Genomic DNA, 20,013 nt, shown 5'->3' with positions numbered 1-20,013 from the left:
CCCTATGAAACCAGATTTTGAAAAAAGTGATAATCAAAAACATAAATTCCATAAGATAAGTGGCATTATATTTGCGGCTTTCATATTTGTGACAGGAGCCATTGGTCTTATTCATGAGGATTCAAGGTTTTCAGAGAGTGAGAACAGGGTCCTTGCGAAAGTACCAAGGCTTGATGCCGACAATATACTCAGCGGACGGTTCAGCAGGAAATTCGAGAAGTATTCTGCAGACCAGATGCCGTATCGTACGCTGTGGGTCGAGATGAAGTCAAGAACAGACCTGCTTCTCGGAAGAAGAGAGGTTAACGGAGTCTTGAGAGGAAGCGAGGGATTTCTCTTTGAAAAACCCTCTGCGCCGGACAAAGCCTCTATGGATGAAAAAATCTCTGCAATAAATTCCTTTACTGAAAAGTACCGAAATATCCGATCGTTTTTCATACTGGTGCCAAATGCCTCAGATATCCTGTCATCATACCTTCCCGAGGATGCACCTCTGATAAGCCAGAAGGAATATATTCAGGATTTATACTCAGAGCTTGACAGCTCTGTCATAAAGATAGATTCATATAATGCCCTTACGCAGATATCAGATAAAGATGCTTTCTACAGGACAGATCATCACTGGACTACAGACAGCGCCTATGCGGTGTTCAAAAGCCTTGCCCGGGAGCTTAAGATAGATGTGACAGACAGTGCTTATAAAAAAATGCCTGTGACAGAGGATTTTTATGGGACTCTAGCCTCAAAAACAGGCTATTACGGCTACAATGGAGATACGATAAATGTCTATCTTCCAGACTCAAAATCTGATCAGTACGTAGTCAGCTACGTTGAGGAGAAACTCAAGTCCCCTTCTCTATTTGATGTCTCAAAGCTGAGCGCTAAAAATAAATATGAGGTATTCATGAGGGGCAACCATCCTCTGGTAAAGATAAAGACCGCGGCAAGAAATCAGAAATCCCTTCTCGTAATAAAGGATTCCTATGCAAACTGCTTCATTCCATTTCTTACTGCTCATTTCAGCCGAATAACAGTGGTGGACCCAAGGTACTATTACGAAGATTTGTATGAGCTTATCGACAGCGAGGATATATCACACGTACTTTATCTGTATAATGCAAATACTTTTTTTGAAGACCGATTTCTCGCATCCGTGCTCAACAATGAATAGCTGAAAAAACAAAGAACTGAGCTTTGTATCATAGAAATGATATCTTCTCAGTTCTTTTTATTTTTTCTTTTGTTTTTTCATTTATGATTCGATTTCTTCGCGCTGCATCTCAAACGTTATGCGCTCATCCTGCAGGTCCCTTATCCTCACAAGGATTCCATAGCTTTTTCCGTCACTTCCGGCAAGCCCTCTCAGCGCTATCACTTTGCCTTCTATGAGGCATTTTGCCATAGGCTTTGTGACCGTCATGCCTTTTGATGTGAAAAACCGGTCTTCCTTCCAGAGCGAAAATCTGCACGGAGGATCTTCTCTGTAGCCTTCACAGTAGTATGACTTTGAATTCTCGAATATATTCCTTCCGCATCTCGGGCATGTCCCTATGACTTCTCTTGTATCCTTATCTGCCTTTTTCCTGCCTTCATGCGGTTTTTTTATCTTTGTTATGCTTGCCCTGCGTCCGATTATCTCACTGAAATAGTCTGATGTCCTTTTGACTGCTTCATTTACAGTCATGTCTTTTCTGTAGATGTCCTTAAGTATTATCGAGGTCTCAACAGTCTTTTCCTTTGACATGTCAATGCTGAGCTGTTCGAGTGCCTGGACCAGGTATATTCCCTTTTCAGTAATGTCCAGCACAGTCTTCTTTTCAGTTATATAGCCATATCTCACTGCATTGGAGATTATGTTGTCCCTTGTCGCAACCGTTCCTATCTCAATACCTTTTAGCATCTGTGCATAGTCCCTGTCGTCATCCTCCCGGGTTTCTTCATATTCGTCTGCGCTGTCAGTATCCTCTGCAGTAGAATTCTTGAGATTTTTTATCTCTTCCCGAAACGGATTCTTGAGATAGTTGTTCATTTCAACCATCGTGAGCAGCTTTGGAGGGCTGGTCTCCCGAATAGCCTCAACGAACTTTGCGTCTACGATTTCTCCTTTTTCAAACTGAGGAAGGAGCTTTTCCTTTGAATCCGGCTTCTCATATCTGTAAAAGCCTTCTTTTTTTATGGAATTTCCTTTGAGCTCCACTATATATTCTCGATTGTCTGCCACAGTCTTTATCGTTATGCGGGTCTCTTCTACGATGGTTTTTTCTGATGCGAAGTTTGCCAGAAAGCGGCTTAATACGGCCTTGTACACATCTCTTTCATGAGCCTTGAGATTGTCAGCATTCACGCTCTTCACTGTCGGAAGCAGCGCGCTGTGACTCTCTACCTTGCTGTCATCAAACAGGGCTTTTGTATTCTTGAATTTTATACCATATCCCATAGCCGCATATTTTTCAACCAGGTTCTTTACATCCTGAGCCTCGCTTGAGTGAAGATACTCGGTATTGGTCCTCGGATAGGTTATGAGTCCCTTTTCATAAAGCGCCTGAGCCGCCTTCAGTGTATCCTCCAGAGTGAGCTTGAAGTTTTTTACCATATGGTTCTGAAGAGTGGTAAGTGAAAACAGCTTTTTAGGCTTTTTCTCCACTTCCTTTACCTGCTTGTCGCTGACGACAGATTCTGCAAGGTTAAGTGCTTCAATAGTCTTTCTGATGAGCTCTGCATCGTTCATGTCCGGAAATCTGCTGTTCTTTACAGCTGCCTTGAACTCCTGTGAGTCCTTTTGGATTATACAGTCTATTTCTGCATATTTTTCAGGCACGAAGTTCTCGATTTCGATTCTTCTGTCATAGACTTTCTTGACGATCGGAGTCAGCACCCTCCCTACAGGAAGGAAATCCCCCGCCTTGAGGGTTATATATCTGGTCAGGTTTATTCCATAAAGCCAGTCAAGATAAGTCCTTGCAAGACCTTCCTTGTACAGGCTGTCCGTCTCGCTGATATCCTTTATCCTTGCCAGTGAAGCCTTTATCTCCTCGAGGTTTATGGATTTGAGCCATAGCCTTCCTACCTGCTTTTTCACACTGTTCATGCTGAAGACTCTGTAGATTATGTTGTTTATAATGACTTCGCCTTCTCTGTCAGCGTCACCGCAGTTTATTACCATGTCCACATCCGGCCTCATTATCAGATGTTCCAGAAGCTCGTACTGCTTTCTTACGCCGTCGTCATCCCGTATCCTGAACTTGAATTTTTCCGGTATGAACGGCAGCTCTTCAATTGTCCATCTTGTTTTTTCACGCTCAAAATAATCATCCACATCCTGAAGCACAAGAAGATGACCGAATGCAAAGCTGACTATGTATCCTTCGTTTTCATAATATCCGCCCCGCTTTTCCATCTTTCCCAGAGCCTTTACGATTTCCATCGCAAGGCTCGGTTTTTCTGCTATTATTAGTTTTTTCATGTTCTCCAATGATGCGCCTCCAGTCAAAGCCTTATATTAAGTTGAGGCTTACTCTTCTTTCTACTTCATCAAGTCCTATATTGTTCTCATGCGCGCATTTTCTGACGCTTTCATATTCCAGATATGTCTTTGTTATTCCTTCATAGCTGCAGTGCTTGAGCACTATATCCCCAAGCTCGGTTGCAACTGTCTCAAAGCTTCTCTGCATCTTTACCCTGTCTATATCCTGCCTTCTTATTCCAATTGCTGTGGTATGTTCAAATACAGTCTTTATGATCTCAGATTCATGCTTTTTTTCACAAATCACGCTGAGCATGTACGCAGGGCGGTTCTTTTTCATCAGTATCGGAGTATGGTATACATCCAGCGCTCCTTTTTCAAGAAGGATCTCCATCGCATAACCAAGCTGCTCACCTTTCGCATCGTCTATATTGGTCTCTATCAGCACCACGCTGTCGCTGCATTCGTCTCCTGATTCAAGAGACTCTTCGATCATGTACACCCTGAGTATGTTGGCATGCGCGAAATCCTTGGTGCCCGCGCCGACGCCGACAGCCTTTATCAGTCCCTGAGGCATCGAGCCGAACTGTGGATTCATGCCTGCTACAAAAGCTGCGCCAGTAGGAGTTACTAGTTCTCCCCTGGTCTGAGTTATCTTAAGAGGTATGCCGTGCCTTACCGCCATCTCAAGAGTAGCCGGAGCCGGTACAGGAACTTTTCCGTGCTGACAGTGCACATGTCCCTGACCTTCATAAAGAGGCGAGAATACATACCTGTCCGCCCCAAGGCTGTCTATGCACACCGCCATGCCTGCTATGTCAACTATAGAGTCTATGGCTCCTACCTCATGAAAATGAACCTCATGCTTTGGAAGTCCGTGGACCTTGCCCTCTGCTTCAGCTATTATGTCAAATATCTCCAGCGCCAGCTTCTTAGCGCTCTCTGTCATTCTTGCTCTGTTTATTATATCTGTTATTTCCTTTAGGCCGCGATGGTGATGCTCGCCGCCATTCCCGTGATCATGATCGTGGTGGTCATGGTCGTGGTCGTGGTCGTGGTGGTGATCATGGCTGTGGTCGTGGTCGTGGTCATGTCCATGACTGTGGCTGTGGTCATGATTATTATGTTCATGGTTGTGATCGTGATGCTCATGTTGATGCTCATCATCTATTATCACATCAAACTTCGTTGCAGTTATCCCGCATTTCTGAGTATTGGAGATTTCGATCCTGAATCCATCGATGCCCAGACTCTCAATGGCTTCTGTGAGCATTTTCCTGTCTGCTCCAAGATCAAGCAGTGCTCCAACAGTCATATCTCCGCTTATACCGGAAAAACATTCAAAATACAGTGTTTTCATCTAATTCACACTCCTCTTATCTTTTTTCAAGCGCATTTACTACAAGGCGGTTTATCTGAGCGGCAAGATACCCTGCCCCGAATCCGTTATCTATATTCACTACACCTATTCCTTCGGCGCACGAGTTTAGCATCGTGAGCAGTGATGAAAGTCCTCCAAAGTTGGCTCCATATCCTACGCTCGTAGGAACTGCTATTACCGGTTTGTCTACAAGTCCGGCCAGCACTCCGGGAAGCGCGCCTTCCATTCCTGCCACTGCTATTATTGCATTCATATCTCTGAGCTCAGGCAGTACCTTGAGCAGTCTGTGAAGTCCCGCGACCCCTACATCGTATATCCTTATGACCTCTGCCCCGAATAGCTCTGCCGTGATTGCAGCCTCTTCGGCGACAGGTATATCAGAAGTGCCGCCTGTGCACACGGCTACCTTTCCTTTTAGCACTGTATCAGGATTTTTAAGATATATCACTCCTGAGCGCTCCTCAAACTTTGCTTCCGGAATGAGTTTTCTTACTTCCTCAAAATGTTCTGCATCTGCCCTTGTCGCAAGAAAGGATTTTTCACGTTCATTCAACCGGTGCGCTATTTCCGCCACCTGCGCCGGGGTTTTTCCCTGCGCGAATATAACCTCTGCGAATCCTGACCTCAATTTTCTGTGATGATCGACTCGCGCGTATTCAAGGTTTTCATATGGAAGATCTTTAAGATGGTCAATAACGCTCTCAAGCTCAAGATCGCCATTTTTATATGCTTCAAGTATGTCTTTCAATTTTACCTCCAACTGTTTTACTTAAGCCCGACATCCATGCTTCCGCTCCTGAAGCCCTCGATGTCCAGCGTGATATATGTGAATCCTATTTTTTTGAGTTCACTTGCAATATTCTTCCTGTTTATGAGGACTTTTTCGAAATCCTCTTCTTTTACCTCAATCCTGGCAATGTCTGAATGTACTCTCAGCCTGCAGACCTCAAGTCCGCACTGCTTGAGATAGTTCTCAGCGAGTTCTACCTTTTCAAGAGATTCTCTGGTTATTTCAGTATTATATGGGAATCTGGTAGCCATGCATGGTGCTGATGGCTTGTTGTGGACTCTTATTCCCAGCTCTTTGGCGAAATGCCTTACCTCATTTTTGGTTATACCCAGCTCTGCAAGAGGGCTTACTACTCCAAGCTCCCCCAGGGCCTGTATTCCCGGCCTGTATTCGTTATGATCGTCTGCATTAGTCCCGTCTGCGACAGTCTTGTATCCATTTTCATGTGCAAATTCAACGAGCTTCTCAAACAGCATCTTCTTGCAGAGATAGCATCTGTCAACAGGATTCTTCAGTATGTCAGGATTTGAAAACTCGTCAATCTCCATCACGGTGATCTGAGCGCCCATCTCCTGTGCAAGCTTTCTCGCCTCAGGCTCATCTGCTGCTGGATGAAGGCTTGTCCTGAACATAACCGCATGAACTCTTTTTCCTGTTTCTGAAGCTATCCTCAGTATCAGGGAGCTGTCGACTCCTCCTGAAAATGCAATGCACAGACCATCATCAGCTATTCTATCGATAAAACCTTTAAGTTCGTTTAATTTATTCATCGCTTTACCTCTTTCATTATAACATAAATTTTAAATAAAAAATTACCACAAAAACAAAATGCATCGCTTCAGCCTTTGCATTTACCTTCATGGTAATCTGTATGATTTATCCAGTATTTCTCTTATTTCCTCAAGACTTGAGGGTTTTGCAAAAAACGCTCCCTGCATCTCGTCACATCCAAGCTGTCTGAGCATCTGTGCCTGTCTGGAGTTGGATACCCCGTCAGCTGTTATCCTCTTTCCAAAAATTCTTCCTGCTGAAACAATCGCCTCTGCCAGAAGCTGGGAATCTCTTTCTCTTACGATTCCAGAGGTTATTCTATCTGATATCCTGAGTGTATCTGAGGGATAGCTTCTCAGTCTGGAAAGTGATGCATGGCCGTTTCCAAAGTCCTTCACGGATATCCTTACTCCCATTCGGCTCAGTTCACTGAGCTTTTCCATCATTATATTTCTGTCTTTTGGGTAGAAATTCTCTGTTATCTCAATCTCCAGATTTGATCCAGATATTCCATATCTGATTATATTATCACGAATTTCTTCCACTATGTTACTTCCCATGAAGTATCTTTCCGAAACCGGAATAAATACTCTGAGGTCCGAATCTCCTGATTCTGCAAGTTCAGCTATTGCACTGCAGGCTTTGTGCATCAGCCATCTGCCAATATCGATCGAGAATCCGCTGTCTTCGGCTATTACACTGAAATCCTCCTGCTTCATCCTTCCAAGTACTGGATTGTTCCATATGACAGATGCCTGCAGAGCCGAGATCGACATGTCATTTGATCGAACTACAGGAGAAAGAGTCATTTCCATCTCATTGTTTCTTATGGAATCATAAAGCCTGCTTTCTATTTCAAGCCTCAGCTTTTCCTTTTTCTTCATGCTGCTCGTGTAAAGAGAGATGCAGTCTCTGCCTTTTTCTTTCGAGCTGTAAAGCGCGCCGTCTGCCGCTCTTAAGAGAGAAGACGAATCTTTTCCGTTTTTTGGAAAAAGCGATACTCCTGCACTTACCGTCGATATTATTTTTGAGTCTCCTATATAAAAAGGTTCTCTGAATGCCTTAAGTATCCTGTCTGATATTTCGAGGATTCCTGATACATCTGTTACCGAGTCAATCAGTATGACAAATTCGTCCCCTCCAAGCCTTGCAAGGAAACCATCCTTTCCAAGGACTTCGCCAAATCTCTGCGCCGCGCTTATAAGAAGCCGGTCTCCTATCTCATGCCCGTACCAGTCATTTATAGACTTGAATCGGTCAAGATCTATGAACATCAGCGCAAAAAAAGTGCTGTCATTACTTATGTGTATTATGGATTCAAGCTTTTCAGTAAACTGCCTGCGGTTAGGCAGACCCGTGAGCTCATCCACTCCTGCAAGTATCTTCAGCTCCCGATTTTTGAGCTTAAGCTCCTCAGTTCTTTCTATTACTTTTTCCTCAAGCATCTCGTTGAGCTTTCTGTATTCTTCTGTCAGGTGCTCATTTACGAAGTAGGTATGCATGAATCTGGATATTACATTTCTGAATATCACAAGCACCGAAAGCAGCGCAAAGGCTGTGATATCATCATAGCTGAGCAGCATGGCGATAATAAACAGGATTTTCATTGCTGCAGAAGAGCTTTTTCTCTTATGAGAGCTCGTCGGCTCAAATTCATTTTTAATGATATCGGTTAGGCCATTTCTGACTCTGTAATCCAGGCTATACCATATCATGAAAAAAGCAGCCAGCCAGAATACATCAATATAACTTGAATCTGTGTATGTGCCGCTCAGATATTCCCAGTAATAATATATATCGGTTGTGCACCATATAAGAAGTGCGAGAGAATTCAGCCTGTCTGCAAAATCATTCCTTCCTATATGAGATATCACCGAAACAGAAAATATGAGTACGAAATCTATGAATACATATAAGAAGAGCACATATCTCTCCGCCGGATTTTCAATCGCTGTCAGAGCCGCATTCCCAAGAAACAGCTTCCATGCGATATATATGACAAGGCCTGCTATTATAAATGCATCTGCCCCAGACTCGATCCTCTCAAATCTCCCTGACATCCTTATGATCACATTAATAGCTGCGATGCAGAACAGAATCCCCTGAAGCGCATAGAATGCCGAACTTATGTGCAGAAGTCCCGGTTCGGATGAGTAGAGCATATTGTGCGAAACCCACAGGAAATCTCCAAAAATATAAAAGAGCACAGCCATTCCTGTAAAAAGAGTGTATATCCTGTAATCCCCGCTTTTCCAGAAATTACCGAATATCAGGATGGAAGAAGCCAAAAATCCAAGAGACAGTATGACATTGCTGCCCAGGTCATTTATACTGAGTGGGGCAAGTGTTTTCCATATAAAATAAAACGCAATATACGAAAAAATAAAGATTTGTTTTTTATTTATTCTTTCCATCTGATAAATTATCACGGTCCTCTCTGATTTATGCTTTTTTTACAAATTCAGATTTGAGCTTCATGGCTCCAAAGCCGTCTATTTTACAGTCTATATCATGATCTCCGTCATCTATAAGACGTATATTCTTAACCTTTGTCCCGATCTTGAGAACCGAAGAGCTTCCCTTGACTTTAAGGTCCTTAATGATGGTAACGCTGTCTCCGTCACTGAGCACATTCCCATTTGAATCCTTCACGACCTTTACATCTGCATCCGATGATGCATCTGCTCCTGCAGGCCACTCATGAGCGCACTCAGGGCATACTATCATATTTCCATCTTCATAAGCATATTTCGATCCACATTTAGGACAATCTGGTAAACTTGACATCTATATCTTCCTCCATTATTACATTAAAAATATGTTCACAGAATATAATATTATCACAATCCAGACTCATTTACAAATGTATCTTTAAATTTTGTCATGACTGGTTTATAAGTCATGCTATAAGAGGTATATATATAACAGTGTGATTATTTTGAATAACTTTTACTGACAAGGAGAACCTTATGAATTATAACAAAATCGATGCCCTTACCGTGAACACCATCAGGGCCCTTTCTGCAGACGCAGTGCAGAAAGCCAACTCAGGTCACCCGGGACTGCCTCTTGGCGCAGCTCCGATGGCTTATGCCCTCTGGACAAATATGAGACACAGCGGCAAAAATCCGCAGTGGCATGACAGGGACAGGTTCGTGCTTTCTGCAGGACATGGATCCATGCTTGTGTATTCCCTGCTTCACCTTTTCGGATATGAGGTTTCACTCGAAGATATAAAAGACTTCCGTCAGCTCGGCAGCATAACTCCGGGCCATCCTGAATACGGACACACAAAAGGAATAGAAACCACTACCGGTCCGCTCGGACAGGGCGTGGCAAATGCTGTAGGAATGGCTATAGCAGAATCTTTCATGGCAGATAAATTCAACAGGCCAGGATTTGAGATCTCGGATCATTACACATTCGTCATAGCCGGAGACGGATGCCTCATGGAGGGAATATCCTCAGAAGCGTCCTCGCTTGCAGGAACACTTGGTCTTGGAAAGCTCATAATGCTATATGATTCAAACAGCATATCAATTGAAGGAAGCACAGATCTGGCCTTTACAGAGGATGTAGCGGCAAGATACAGAGCCTATGGCTGGCATGTCGATGAAGTATCAGACGGCAACGACCTGAACGCCATAGCTGCAGCTATTGAATCCGCAAAAAAGGAATCAGAAAAGCCTTCTCTGATAATAGTAAGGACTGAGATTGGTTATGGCTGCCCGGCAAAGCAGGGAAGCGCTTCAGCTCATGGTGAGCCACTGGGAACGGATAATGTAAGAGCTCTCAAGGAAAATCTCGGTCTTGACCCGGATTCGCATTTCAATATCCCGGAGCAGGTATATGAGCATATGAAAATCTTGGTAGAAAAAGGCATGAAAGCAGAATCGGACTGGAACAATCTCCTTGAGTCATACTCTGCTGCTTATCCCGATCTCTTCAATGAATATATAAAATGGCATGACAGAGATATCTCAGAAACTCTCAAGGATCTTCTGAGCCCTGAAGGCTACGACAAGCCCGTCTCTACTCGTGAGGCATCCGGCAGCATACTAAACAGGCTTTCAGCGACTGTAGGAAACCTTATTGGAGGTTCTGCCGATCTTGCTCCATCCAACAAGACATTCATGAAAAACATGGGAGAATTCTCTGCATCTTCAAGATCGGGAAGAAATATTCATTTCGGAGTGAGAGAGCATGCCATGGCATCTGTCACAAACGGAATCTATCTCCACGGAGGCCTCAGGCCATACTGCGGAACATTCCTCGTATTTTCCGACTATATGAAGGGAGCAATGCGCCTGTCTGCGATTATGGGAATACCTGTAACTTATGTACTCACCCATGACAGCATAGGCGTGGGTGAAGACGGCCCGACGCATCAGCCTGTAGAACATCTTTCATCCCTGAGGAGCATACCGAACATGACAGTGTTCAGGCCTGCTGACGCAAAGGAAACCGCAGCCGGATGGTATCATGCCCTTACGTGCAAAGATTCCCCGACTTCCCTTATACTGACAAGGCAGAACCTTCCTGTATTTAAGGAGAGCAGCGATGAGGCTCTCAAGGGAGGTTATGTACTGAGAGACTCAGACAAGGAAAAACCTGACATAATCCTTATGGCCTCAGGCTCAGAGGTTGAACTCATATATTCCGCATACGACTCTCTGCGGGAGCTCGGGATAGACCCAAGAGTAGTCAGCATTCCTTCTTTTGAGCTTTTCGATGCTCAGGAAGATGAATACAGAGAAAAAGTACTGCCTTCGGATGTACGAAGGAGAATTGCAGTCGAAGCTTCAAATTCGGCTGAGTGGTATAAATATATCGGACTCGATGGAAAATTCATAAAGATGGAAGGATTTGGAGCCTCTGGAAAGGCACCTGATCTTTTCAGGCACTTTGGATTTACTGTTGAAAATGTAGTCGATGCCGCAGTAAGAATGATCAACTCCTGATAAATAAGAAAACTCTCTGAATGAGCACTGCTCTTCGGGGAGTTTTTTGCTTCATTGTATATCTTATGCCTGATGTCTTACGCCGATTAGAGATATACCTCTGCGGACATGGCTGTAAGGCTTTCCTGATCCATAACCTCATAGCAGCCTTCGCATCGCCTCAGATATCCGGCTTCGCAGAACCTGTCCACGGTTCGCAGAAGATGCCTGTAGCTGGTAGCCAGAAGCTGAGCTGTCTCTGACAGATTTACCTCAAAATATATCCTGTCTCTTTTTTCTGAGGTCTTGAGGATATATCCTGCAAGACGGCTTTCAAGCGGATACAGAAGGTTTATGGAGCTGTTGTGCGAGCTTCTATGCAGCTTGTCTCCCAGGCTTTTGCAGATAAACCTGAGAAATCTCGAATCATACATCAGCCCGGGATTTACCGTGCTCATCGGGATTCCTATGCAGTAAGTATCTTCTACCGCCTCCATGCTTCCTGAGGCTAAATCTGTTCCCAGCAGTTCAACGTCCCCCATTACTTCAAAATCTTCATAAAAACATATGAGAAGATTCTTTCCATTTTGAAGTGAGATATATGATTTTGCCCTTCCCTGTGTAAGAAACAGAAGATAATCCAGCTTTTCACCCTCTCTGCACAGCATATCACCTTTTCTGAAAAGCAGGAGCTTCATTTCATCCGTTATATCAGAGCTGAAGATTCTGTCAATCTGGTAACGATTTATATGCCTCTGTTTTATTTTTTCATCATTTAAAATTATCATTTTACCTGACTCCTCCCTCATGATATGGAAATTAAAAATAAAATCCGTTCTGTGTGACATATGTCATATTACTGTATAAAAAAGCCATGATATAATAAAATTACCAAAGTATTAAAAAGGAGTAAAATATGAACAATATAATCTCAGCAGCTACGGGTATACTGATTGCTCTCATGCTGCTTTTCAATGGTTATCTTGCGGAGATCTTTGGGATATATACCTCAAGCGTCCTTATCCACATGGCCGGACTCATAACTGTTGCTGTCGCCGTTCTGGCAGGAAGACACAGATTCGACAGATTAAGGGATGCAAAGTGGTATCTTTACAGCGCCGGAGCTATCGGAGTCATAACCGTTATATTCAACAACATATCATTTTCCGGGATGGGAGTTTCACTTACGCTTGCTGTAAGCCTCCTTGGTCAGTCACTCGCAGCGATAATAATCGATCACTTCGGCCTTCTCGGAATGAAGAAAATCAAATTTGAAAGGCAGAAAATAACAGGACTTGTTCTGATAGTATCAGGAATAATAGTCATGTCAGTATTTTAGGAGGTAAACCATGTTTTATATTATAGCTGCAATAATCTCTGGTGCATCCGTGCTGATAGCCAGAATAGTAAACTCAATGCTGGCTGAAAAGATAGGTGTATTTCAGGGAACTTTCTTTAACAACCTTACAGGACTCATAGTATCTTTTGTACTGATGTTCATAAGCCAGGATGCACTTATTACTTCAGAACTGATTTCACAGACCTCATGGTATATGTACCTTGGAGGAGTTCTTGGAGTAGCCGTGGTCTCGATTTCAAGCTTCATGACTCCAAAAATGTCAGCCTTTTATTTCACGCTGTTTTCTTTCGTAGGTCAGCTTTTTGGAGCCGTGCTTATTGACTATATGACTACCGGCGCCTTATCAGTCCCAAAGGCAGCAGGAGGGATACTCGTGCTCGCCGGCCTCAGCTACAACCTGATGCTTGATTCAAAAAAAGCCTCAGATCTTTCTGAAAATGAGAATGCTGCATATTGCTCAGATGATGAGAAGGTTATGCAGCACTGATATGACTTTTATTATCTGGTTTTTCCGTAATAGAAAAGAGCTATCGTTCCGGGTCCTGAGTGGACTCCTATGACAGGATCGACATAGTTTATCTCGATATCCTCGAGCCCGAGTTTTGCTTTTATGCCGTCCGCGAGATACTGCGCATCCTCAAGGCAGTCTCCGTGAGCTATGAATATCTTCTGCGGCTTAATTTTTACTACAGTCTCTTCCATGTGCTGAACCAGCGCATTGAGAGATTTTTTTCTGCCTTTAACCTTGCTTACCATCACGAGCCTTCCCTCTTCATCTATATGAAGAATAGGCTTGATCTCAAGAAGAGAGCCTGCAAGCGCAGCCGCACCAGACAGCCTTCCCCCTCTTTTAAGAAAGAACAGGTCATCTACGGTAAACCACTGGCATATATTCATCTTGTGATTCTCCACCCATTCAAGGGTTTCCTCTATTGTTGCTCCCCTTTGTGCAAGCTCGAGGGCATGATATACGAGAAGCCCCTCTCCCATGGAGGCGCTGAGGCTGTCCACGCATAACAGCTTCTGGTCCGGGTGCTTCGTCCTAAGCTCCTGCATGCAGTTGCTTACATTCTGAAATGTACCGCTCAGCGCAGACGAAAATCCTATATAAAGTATATCCCTTCCTGATTCTGCAATTGGTCTGAGCACTCTCATGCACTCTTCATAATTTGCAAGAGAAGTCCTTGCTTCTTCCTTCTTTCTTATCCTTGCATAAAACTCGGAATAATCCGTTTTTACTCCTTCTTTATATGAAAGGTATTCCTCTTCCCCTATAAAATATGAAAGCGAGATGATTTTCAAATCATATTTTTCTATAAGACTGTCGGTAAGGTTTGCACTCGAATCTGTAATAATCTCAAATTTCATTTTTTCACTCCCTTTGTATTATAATAATTACATTGTTATTCTATACCCAATGCCCTGATGATTATTGATAATATTCAAGCATTTTTCTCAGCATATCAACAAACATCTCAGGATTTCCCTTTACTGCGACACTGGCATTCGGCAATCTGTCTCTGTGAGACCTGTCTATATCCACTACAGTCCGCCCTTCGTTAAGTCCTCTGCGAGTCTCGACTGTGACATAATAATCCCTGCATTCAAGAAGGCTCGGAGAAATTACGCCTGCGACCGCCAGCGCATCATGAAGCGGTATGAAATCACGCCCCAGAGATCTGTAAAAACGGGACATGCTGTCAAGCAGCTCTCCCGCCTCCTTTGAGACAGCCGATTTAATGCTCTTCAGCTCCTTTATGTGAGACTCTGTCAGGACCGTATTCATAGTAACATTAAGACCAACCATGGTTACCGGTATTTCTGACTTGAAGACTATATCTGCGGCAAAAGGGTCCTCCCATATGTTGAATTCACTGTATACTCCGTTGTTTCCATAATCAGTGGAGCCTCCCATCAGTACTATTCTGTCAACGTATTTTTTGAGATCTCTGTATTTAAGGATTGCAACAGCTACATTAGTCAGAGGCCCCACAGCTATTATCTGGAGCTTTCCCTCAGCTTTCACGGCTTCCTGGTACATTACATCCCAGGCGTAGTCGCTGTCAAACTCAAGATTTCCATCAGGAAGGACAACGCTGCCTATTCCCGACTCTCCGTGTACCTCATCAGCTATCTCTATTTCCTTGTTTACAGGCTTTTCAGCGCCCTTTGCTATCCTCGTTTTCATCTTGAGAAAAGAAGCTATGTCAAGCGCGTTCTTTGATGTCTTCTTAAGCGTCTGATTTCCTGCGACAACCGTGACCGCCTTTATATCAAGCCTGTCACTGCTGTTTGCAAGCATTATTGCCATGAAATCATCCACTCCGGGATCAGTATCAAGTATTACCGGAATCTTTATCATCTGCTTCTCCTTATCAGATCTAATCATATTTATTCACCGCCTCTGCGAGCATGTCTATAAGTTTTTCCCTGTCTACGTCAAACAGTACGTCGGTATTTGGCTCAAGCCCAAGCCTGTTGTTGAAATCGGTGACCGTGCACCCCGTAGTATGCTCTCCATCAGTGTCTATCTGAACATTGAGCCTTTTCGACGTGAATATTTCAGGATTTATGAGCCACGCAGCCGCACACGGGTCATGAAGCGGTGCATAATCCCATCCGCATATATCGCTGTGGAATTTTATGAAATAATCCAGAAGATCTGCGACAAGCTCTGCTGTCCTTCCTCCCTGCTTCCTTATCCTGTCTATGTCCTGTGGGTACAGCCTTGCCTTGTGAGTCACATCAAGTCCAGCCATAGTGATCGGGATCCCTGATCTGAATACTATATCTGCCGCCTCAGGATCTACCAGTATGTTGAACTCTGCAGCTGCAGTCCAGTTTCCACCTGCGGCTGAGCCTCCCATGAGGCATATTCTGTCTATCCTCGATTTGAGATGAGGGTATGCAAGCAGGAATATTGCAATGTTTGTCAGCGGTCCTGTCGGGATGAGTGTTACCTTGTCCTCGCTCTCCTCAACGACTCTTGCCATGAGCTCAAAAGCTGAAATATTGAGCGCTTCATATGAAGGCTCCGGAATCTCAGGTCCGTCAAGGCCTGTATCTCCATGAACCTCCGGCGCAGTTTCAAGTTTTCTCCTGAGCGGCTTCTCTGCTCCCATGGCAACCGGGATTTTTCTGTCAATGAAGCTCAGTATCCTCAGGGCATTGTTTGTGGTCTTCTGAATGGTCTGATTTCCTGCGGTCGTTGTGACAGCTCTTACATCCAGCCGGTCCGATGCACATGCCAGTATTATGGCTATCGCATCATCATGCCCCGGATCGCAGTCCATTATCACCGGTATTTTCCTCGTCTTTCCGGCCACCTCTGACATGAAGGGGATCGAAGGAGCTGCCCCTTTTCTTGATACCGCTATGGATGATGCCATGCTTGCCTCGAGCAGGGCGTCCTTTACCTGAAGACCTCTGCTTACTGCAGAAAGAAAATATCCTGTGAAAGTATCCCCTGCTGCAGTTGTATCCACTGCCTCAGTTCTTATAGCCGGCTGAATGACCTTCTGATCTTTATCCGCATATACTGAGCCTTTTTTCCCAAGCGTCAGAACTATTTTCAGATCCGGGTATCTCTCAAGAAGGCTGGAGATTATTTCATCCGGAACGCTCTCTCCGGTAAGGCTTTCGCCCTCTATCTCATTGAGAAGGAGCCACTCTATCCTGCTCATATCTATCTCTCTTATCGACTGATCTATCGGTGATGGATTGAGAGCGATTCTCATTCCTTTCTCCCATGCTCTGTCCACAATATATCCCAGTGAAGAAATCTCATTCTGGAGTATGAGAATATCCCCCCTGTCAAAATTTCCAAGCACATGATCGGCAAATTCCCTGTCAATCAACCTGTTGGCTCCTCCAAAAAGGAGTATGCTGTTCTGCCCTTCAGCATTTACCTGTATTACTGCGTGGCCGGTCTGAGCATCAGTTACCCTCAGAAACGAAGTATCCACTTTGTTTTCCTCAAGCATGTCTTTGAGAAAAATCCCGTCCATTCCTATAATTCCGCCATGATAGACATCAGCACCTGCTCTTGCTGCTGCTATCGACTGGTTAAGTCCTTTTCCGCCTGCATAAGTCTCCATTTTAAGAGATGATATTGTCTCCCCTGCTCTTACGAACTCATCCACGCTGTATACCCTGTCTATGTTAAGCGACCCGAAATTCAGTATCTTCATTTTCTGCCTCCTGTTTATTTACTTTACAATTCATTTTACATAATAACAGCAGAAAACTCAATGCTCTTCTTCATTAACACTGACGGATTTCCATTATTTACCATGTCTATAGGAATTATAGTTTTTTCGATTAGTCATGACTACATGCAAATGATATAATACCAAAGTATTTAAGTTTTTTAAAAGTACATAAAAAGAAGGAAACAATACAGATGAATCCAAACCTCAAGCTTAAACCCGTTCAGATTTCGATAAAAAACTGCACGGTCCATTAAGAAATTTTATCTTAAATTCAGTTAATACCTAAACCAGTTAGAAGTCATACACAAAATAATTTTTGAATCAAAAAATTAAAGAAGTTTGCATAAACTGCTGAATTAAAGTATAATATTTAATATAAAATTTTAACGAGGTGGCTCATGGATAACAAAGGACAACTTCTTGATATAATGGAAAAAACAATATCATCGCTTGAAGTGAACAAAGACTCTATGATGTCTCTGATTGAAAACATGCAGTCAGAGTATGAAAAGAAAAAACAGGAGCTTACTGACATACAGATACAGATCCCGCTTCTGATGGAAGAGGTCAAAAAGCTTACAGCATATGACACTCAGATGAGGCAGAGGCTCGCATCAGCATCTGAGGATTTCAGCGAAAAGGGGAGAATAAGGCTTCAGGAGATATATGACGAGGCAAACAAAATCCACTACCAGCTTCTCAAATCCGAAGAAGATGAAGACGCCCTAATAAAAAGACGTAACAATCTGGAACTTGAGCTTAAGCGAAATCAGTTTTACATATCCCAGGCAGAGCATATGGCGCAGCAGCTTGTGGTTTCGCTGTCCTACCTTAAGACCGGAATATCACACCTGACTTCAGTCCCTGAAGAAAACAGCGCCAGCAACCACAGTGTCTTCTCTGCTCAGTACATGTCCTTCCTGAAATCCATTGAAAATGAAAAACTCCATATAGCAAGAGATATTCACGACGGGCCTGCTCAGCAGATTGCAAGTGCTCAGATGCGTGTTGATTTTTGCAAAACTGTACTCAGGCATGATCTCGAGAAGGGACTCAAGATTCTCGATCAGCTCAAAGCAGACCTTGCCTCTTCGCTTACAGAGGTGAGAAACATACTTTTCAATCTGACCCCGGCACCGCTTGAAAAAATGGGGCTTAAAGGATCGATTGAAAATCTCCTCAATACCATACTCGATTCCGAAAAAACTCAGACAGCCTTTCATTTTGAGCTGTATGACATAGATATTGAGCAGGGCATCGAAACTACCATATACAGAATCGTTCAGGAGCTGATAAACAACATCAAGAAGCATGCCAATGCCACTCAGGTAGCCCTGAGGCTCTCATCCTCTGACAAGTATGTATACATACACATGGTGGATGACGGAAAAGGATTCGATGTTCCTGATGATCTTGAAGAATTTTCAAACGCTCAGAAATCATTCGGTCTCGCTAATATATACACAAGGATAAAGGACCTTGACGGTCACCTGAAGATAACCAGCCAGCTAGATAAAGGTACAGTGTTCAAAATTCAGCTTCCAGTTTGATAAAAAAGGAGGAATCATGACCCAGAAAATCAAGATCATAATAGTAGATGATCACCCACTCATAAAAGAAGGCCTCAAGCAGATACTATCTTTCTATCCTGATATTGAAATCGTCAGTGAAGGCTCAAACGGCAGCGAAGCCATAAGCATAGTCAGCGAAACCAGCTGCGATATCCTGCTTCTTGATATAAACATGCCCGTAATGAGCGGCCTTGATGCACTCAAGATAATAAGACAGAACAACCCATATCTCAAGGTCCTGCTGCTAACTGTCGAAAATGACTTTGGAACTCTCAGAGAAGCTATTGATTTAAAGGTAAACGGATATATACTCAAGGAATCAGCAGGAAGTACTCTTACAGACGCTATACGCCACGTGTATTCCGGTGGAAACTATATAGACCAGACTCTCACAAAACATGTATTTAACATAATAAATGAGCCTTCAGTGGCCAAAGAAAGCACCTCAAAGCCTGAGATGCCTGATCCTTTTTCGCTCCTTACTGAACGCGAAAAGGAAATACTGTCCTACATTTCAAAGGGATGCAGCAACAAGGAAATCGCGTCAAAGCTCTTCCTTTCTGAAAAGACCATACGAAATACGATAACATCCATATTCAAGAAAATAAACGTAAAAGACAGGGTTCAGGCTGCAATATATGTACTTAACTGCACAAGCTGACAGCACAAAAAATACAGTCTGCATGTTCAAGCTGAACATGCAGACTGTATTCGTATCTGTGAAGGGTTTATATAAAATGCATTTTTTTCTCCATGACTTTTACAAATGCCTCTACAACATCCGGATCAAAGTGGCTTCCGCTGCATCCTATGATCTCATTTAAGGCATCCTTTATCTCAACGGCACTGTGGTATGGTCTGTCATTTGTCATGGCATCAAAGGCATCAACCACGCATATTATCCTTGACATCTCAGGAATCTCATTTTTTCTGAGAGACAGCGGATATCCCGAGCCATCCCATTTTTCATGGTGTCCCCTTACAGCCTCAGCTATGTTTTCAAGCCCCTCCGAAGCCAGCACTATCTTGTATCCGTTTTCGGAATGTGACTTGATTGTCTGGAATTCTTCATATGTAAGTCTTGATGGCTTAAGCAGAATGTCCTCAGGAACTGTAATCTTTCCAATGTCATGAAGCCTGGTCGCAAGATCAAGTTCGCAGAGCCTGCTTATTGACATTCCCATATGGCTGCCCACCAGTATGGCATTGTCTCTCATCCTTATTGTATGCTCCATAGTCTCGGTATTCTGAGATTCAAGCAGCTTCAGAAGAGAATCTATTGACTCATAGGACCTGATATTGCAGTCCAAGAGCTTTTTTCTGACACTGTAATCGCTTGTCTCTCTCATTTTAGAGTACACGCTTTCATTTTCCTCTGTCATCTGCTCCTCCTAAGTTTATACTCATATTTAAATTATAGATTTTGACATTGTCCCTTGTCTACATTCCAAAGGTCCCAATAAATCAGGACATAAGTCCTTCATTTTGTACTTCCGGTTCATTTTTGATATAATAAATTCATATGT

The 20,013-nt window shown here is 43.4% G+C and carries 17 protein-coding genes; 6 read left to right on the top strand and 11 right to left on the bottom strand.

Annotated elements, in window-relative coordinates; translation table 11 throughout:
* Positions 1 to 4 precede the first annotated feature (4 nt).
* Entirely contained in the window at positions 5 to 1,171 is a 1,167-nt protein-coding gene (locus AC4PGZ_RS02995; protein ID WP_492159561.1) for a DHHW family protein, read from the top strand.
* An 81-nt stretch (positions 1,172 to 1,252) separates the two neighbouring features.
* Here the strand turns inward: AC4PGZ_RS02995 and AC4PGZ_RS02990 are convergent, their stop codons facing one another.
* The 6 genes from AC4PGZ_RS02990 to AC4PGZ_RS02965 all read right to left on the bottom strand — a co-directional run bounded on the left by AC4PGZ_RS02990 (position 1,253) and on the right by AC4PGZ_RS02965 (position 9,192).
* A complete protein-coding gene (locus AC4PGZ_RS02990; protein WP_492159560.1) occupies positions 1,253 to 3,463 on the bottom strand; it encodes a DNA topoisomerase in 2,211 nt (736 codons plus the stop codon).
* Positions 3,464 to 3,494: 31 nt separating this feature from the next.
* Entirely contained in the window at positions 3,495 to 4,823 is a 1,329-nt protein-coding gene (larC, locus tag AC4PGZ_RS02985) for a nickel pincer cofactor biosynthesis protein LarC (protein ID WP_492159559.1), read from the bottom strand.
* A 16-nt stretch (positions 4,824 to 4,839) separates the two neighbouring features.
* Complete coding sequence (gene larB / locus AC4PGZ_RS02980; RefSeq protein WP_492159558.1) at positions 4,840 to 5,592, bottom strand: nickel pincer cofactor biosynthesis protein LarB; 753 nt, start codon at positions 5,590 to 5,592, stop codon at positions 4,840 to 4,842.
* A gap of 17 nt (positions 5,593 to 5,609) precedes the next feature.
* On the bottom strand, positions 5,610 to 6,404 hold the full coding sequence (gene larE, locus AC4PGZ_RS02975) for an ATP-dependent sacrificial sulfur transferase LarE (protein ID WP_492159557.1): 795 nt from the start codon (positions 6,402 to 6,404) through the stop codon (positions 5,610 to 5,612).
* Positions 6,405 to 6,491: 87 nt separating this feature from the next.
* Complete coding sequence (locus AC4PGZ_RS02970) at positions 6,492 to 8,834, bottom strand: putative bifunctional diguanylate cyclase/phosphodiesterase (protein WP_492159556.1); 2,343 nt, start codon at positions 8,832 to 8,834, stop codon at positions 6,492 to 6,494.
* A 13-nt stretch (positions 8,835 to 8,847) separates the two neighbouring features.
* Positions 8,848 to 9,192, bottom strand: coding sequence for a zinc ribbon domain-containing protein YjdM (locus tag AC4PGZ_RS02965; protein WP_492159555.1), 345 nt, complete (start codon positions 9,190 to 9,192; stop codon positions 8,848 to 8,850).
* Positions 9,193 to 9,374: 182 nt separating this feature from the next.
* Here AC4PGZ_RS02965 and tkt point away from each other — a divergent pair, with 182 nt between their 5' ends.
* Positions 9,375 to 11,366 (top strand): transketolase, encoded by a 1,992-nt coding sequence (tkt, locus tag AC4PGZ_RS02960; RefSeq protein ID WP_492159554.1) that lies wholly within the window; start codon positions 9,375 to 9,377, stop codon positions 11,364 to 11,366.
* A gap of 86 nt (positions 11,367 to 11,452) precedes the next feature.
* Here the strand turns inward: tkt and AC4PGZ_RS02955 are convergent, their stop codons facing one another.
* Positions 11,453 to 12,133, bottom strand: a complete 681-nt coding sequence (locus AC4PGZ_RS02955; RefSeq protein ID WP_492159553.1) for a cyclic nucleotide-binding domain-containing protein — start codon at positions 12,131 to 12,133, stop codon at positions 11,453 to 11,455.
* A gap of 128 nt (positions 12,134 to 12,261) precedes the next feature.
* On the opposite strand from AC4PGZ_RS02955, the gene AC4PGZ_RS02950 reads away from it, so the two are divergent.
* Positions 12,262 to 12,684, top strand: a complete 423-nt coding sequence (locus AC4PGZ_RS02950; RefSeq protein ID WP_492159552.1) for a DMT family transporter — start codon at positions 12,262 to 12,264, stop codon at positions 12,682 to 12,684.
* 10 nt (positions 12,685 to 12,694) lie between these two features.
* A complete protein-coding gene (locus tag AC4PGZ_RS02945; protein WP_492159551.1) occupies positions 12,695 to 13,192 on the top strand; it encodes a DMT family transporter in 498 nt (165 codons plus the stop codon).
* 11 nt (positions 13,193 to 13,203) lie between these two features.
* On the opposite strand, the gene AC4PGZ_RS02940 is transcribed toward AC4PGZ_RS02945, so the two are convergent.
* The 3 genes from AC4PGZ_RS02940 to AC4PGZ_RS02930 all read right to left on the bottom strand — a co-directional run bounded on the left by AC4PGZ_RS02940 (position 13,204) and on the right by AC4PGZ_RS02930 (position 16,895).
* Complete coding sequence (locus AC4PGZ_RS02940; protein WP_492159550.1) at positions 13,204 to 14,073, bottom strand: DegV family protein; 870 nt, start codon at positions 14,071 to 14,073, stop codon at positions 13,204 to 13,206.
* A 61-nt stretch (positions 14,074 to 14,134) separates the two neighbouring features.
* Positions 14,135 to 15,094 (bottom strand): nucleoside hydrolase, encoded by a 960-nt coding sequence (locus AC4PGZ_RS02935; protein WP_492159549.1) that lies wholly within the window; start codon positions 15,092 to 15,094, stop codon positions 14,135 to 14,137.
* Complete coding sequence (locus AC4PGZ_RS02930; RefSeq protein WP_492159548.1) at positions 15,087 to 16,895, bottom strand: PfkB family carbohydrate kinase; 1,809 nt, start codon at positions 16,893 to 16,895, stop codon at positions 15,087 to 15,089. The genes AC4PGZ_RS02935 and AC4PGZ_RS02930 overlap by 8 nt, the downstream gene beginning before the upstream one ends.
* Before the next feature lie 419 nt (positions 16,896 to 17,314).
* Here AC4PGZ_RS02930 and AC4PGZ_RS02925 point away from each other — a divergent pair, with 419 nt between their 5' ends.
* On the top strand, positions 17,315 to 18,466 hold the full coding sequence (locus AC4PGZ_RS02925) for a sensor histidine kinase (protein WP_492159547.1): 1,152 nt from the start codon (positions 17,315 to 17,317) through the stop codon (positions 18,464 to 18,466).
* Positions 18,467 to 18,482: 16 nt separating this feature from the next.
* A complete protein-coding gene (locus AC4PGZ_RS02920) occupies positions 18,483 to 19,148 on the top strand; it encodes a response regulator (RefSeq protein ID WP_492159546.1) in 666 nt (221 codons plus the stop codon).
* A 67-nt stretch (positions 19,149 to 19,215) separates the two neighbouring features.
* On the opposite strand, the gene AC4PGZ_RS02915 is transcribed toward AC4PGZ_RS02920, so the two are convergent.
* Positions 19,216 to 19,869, bottom strand: a complete 654-nt coding sequence (locus tag AC4PGZ_RS02915; RefSeq protein ID WP_492159545.1) for an HD-GYP domain-containing protein — start codon at positions 19,867 to 19,869, stop codon at positions 19,216 to 19,218.
* Between the last annotated feature and the right edge of the window lie 144 nt (positions 19,870 to 20,013).

The sequence above is a fragment of the Proteocatella sp. QWL-06 genome (assembly GCF_058684135.1).
Note: the sequence above shows the minus strand (reverse complement) of the source record. Positions and strands in the feature narration are given on the sequence as shown.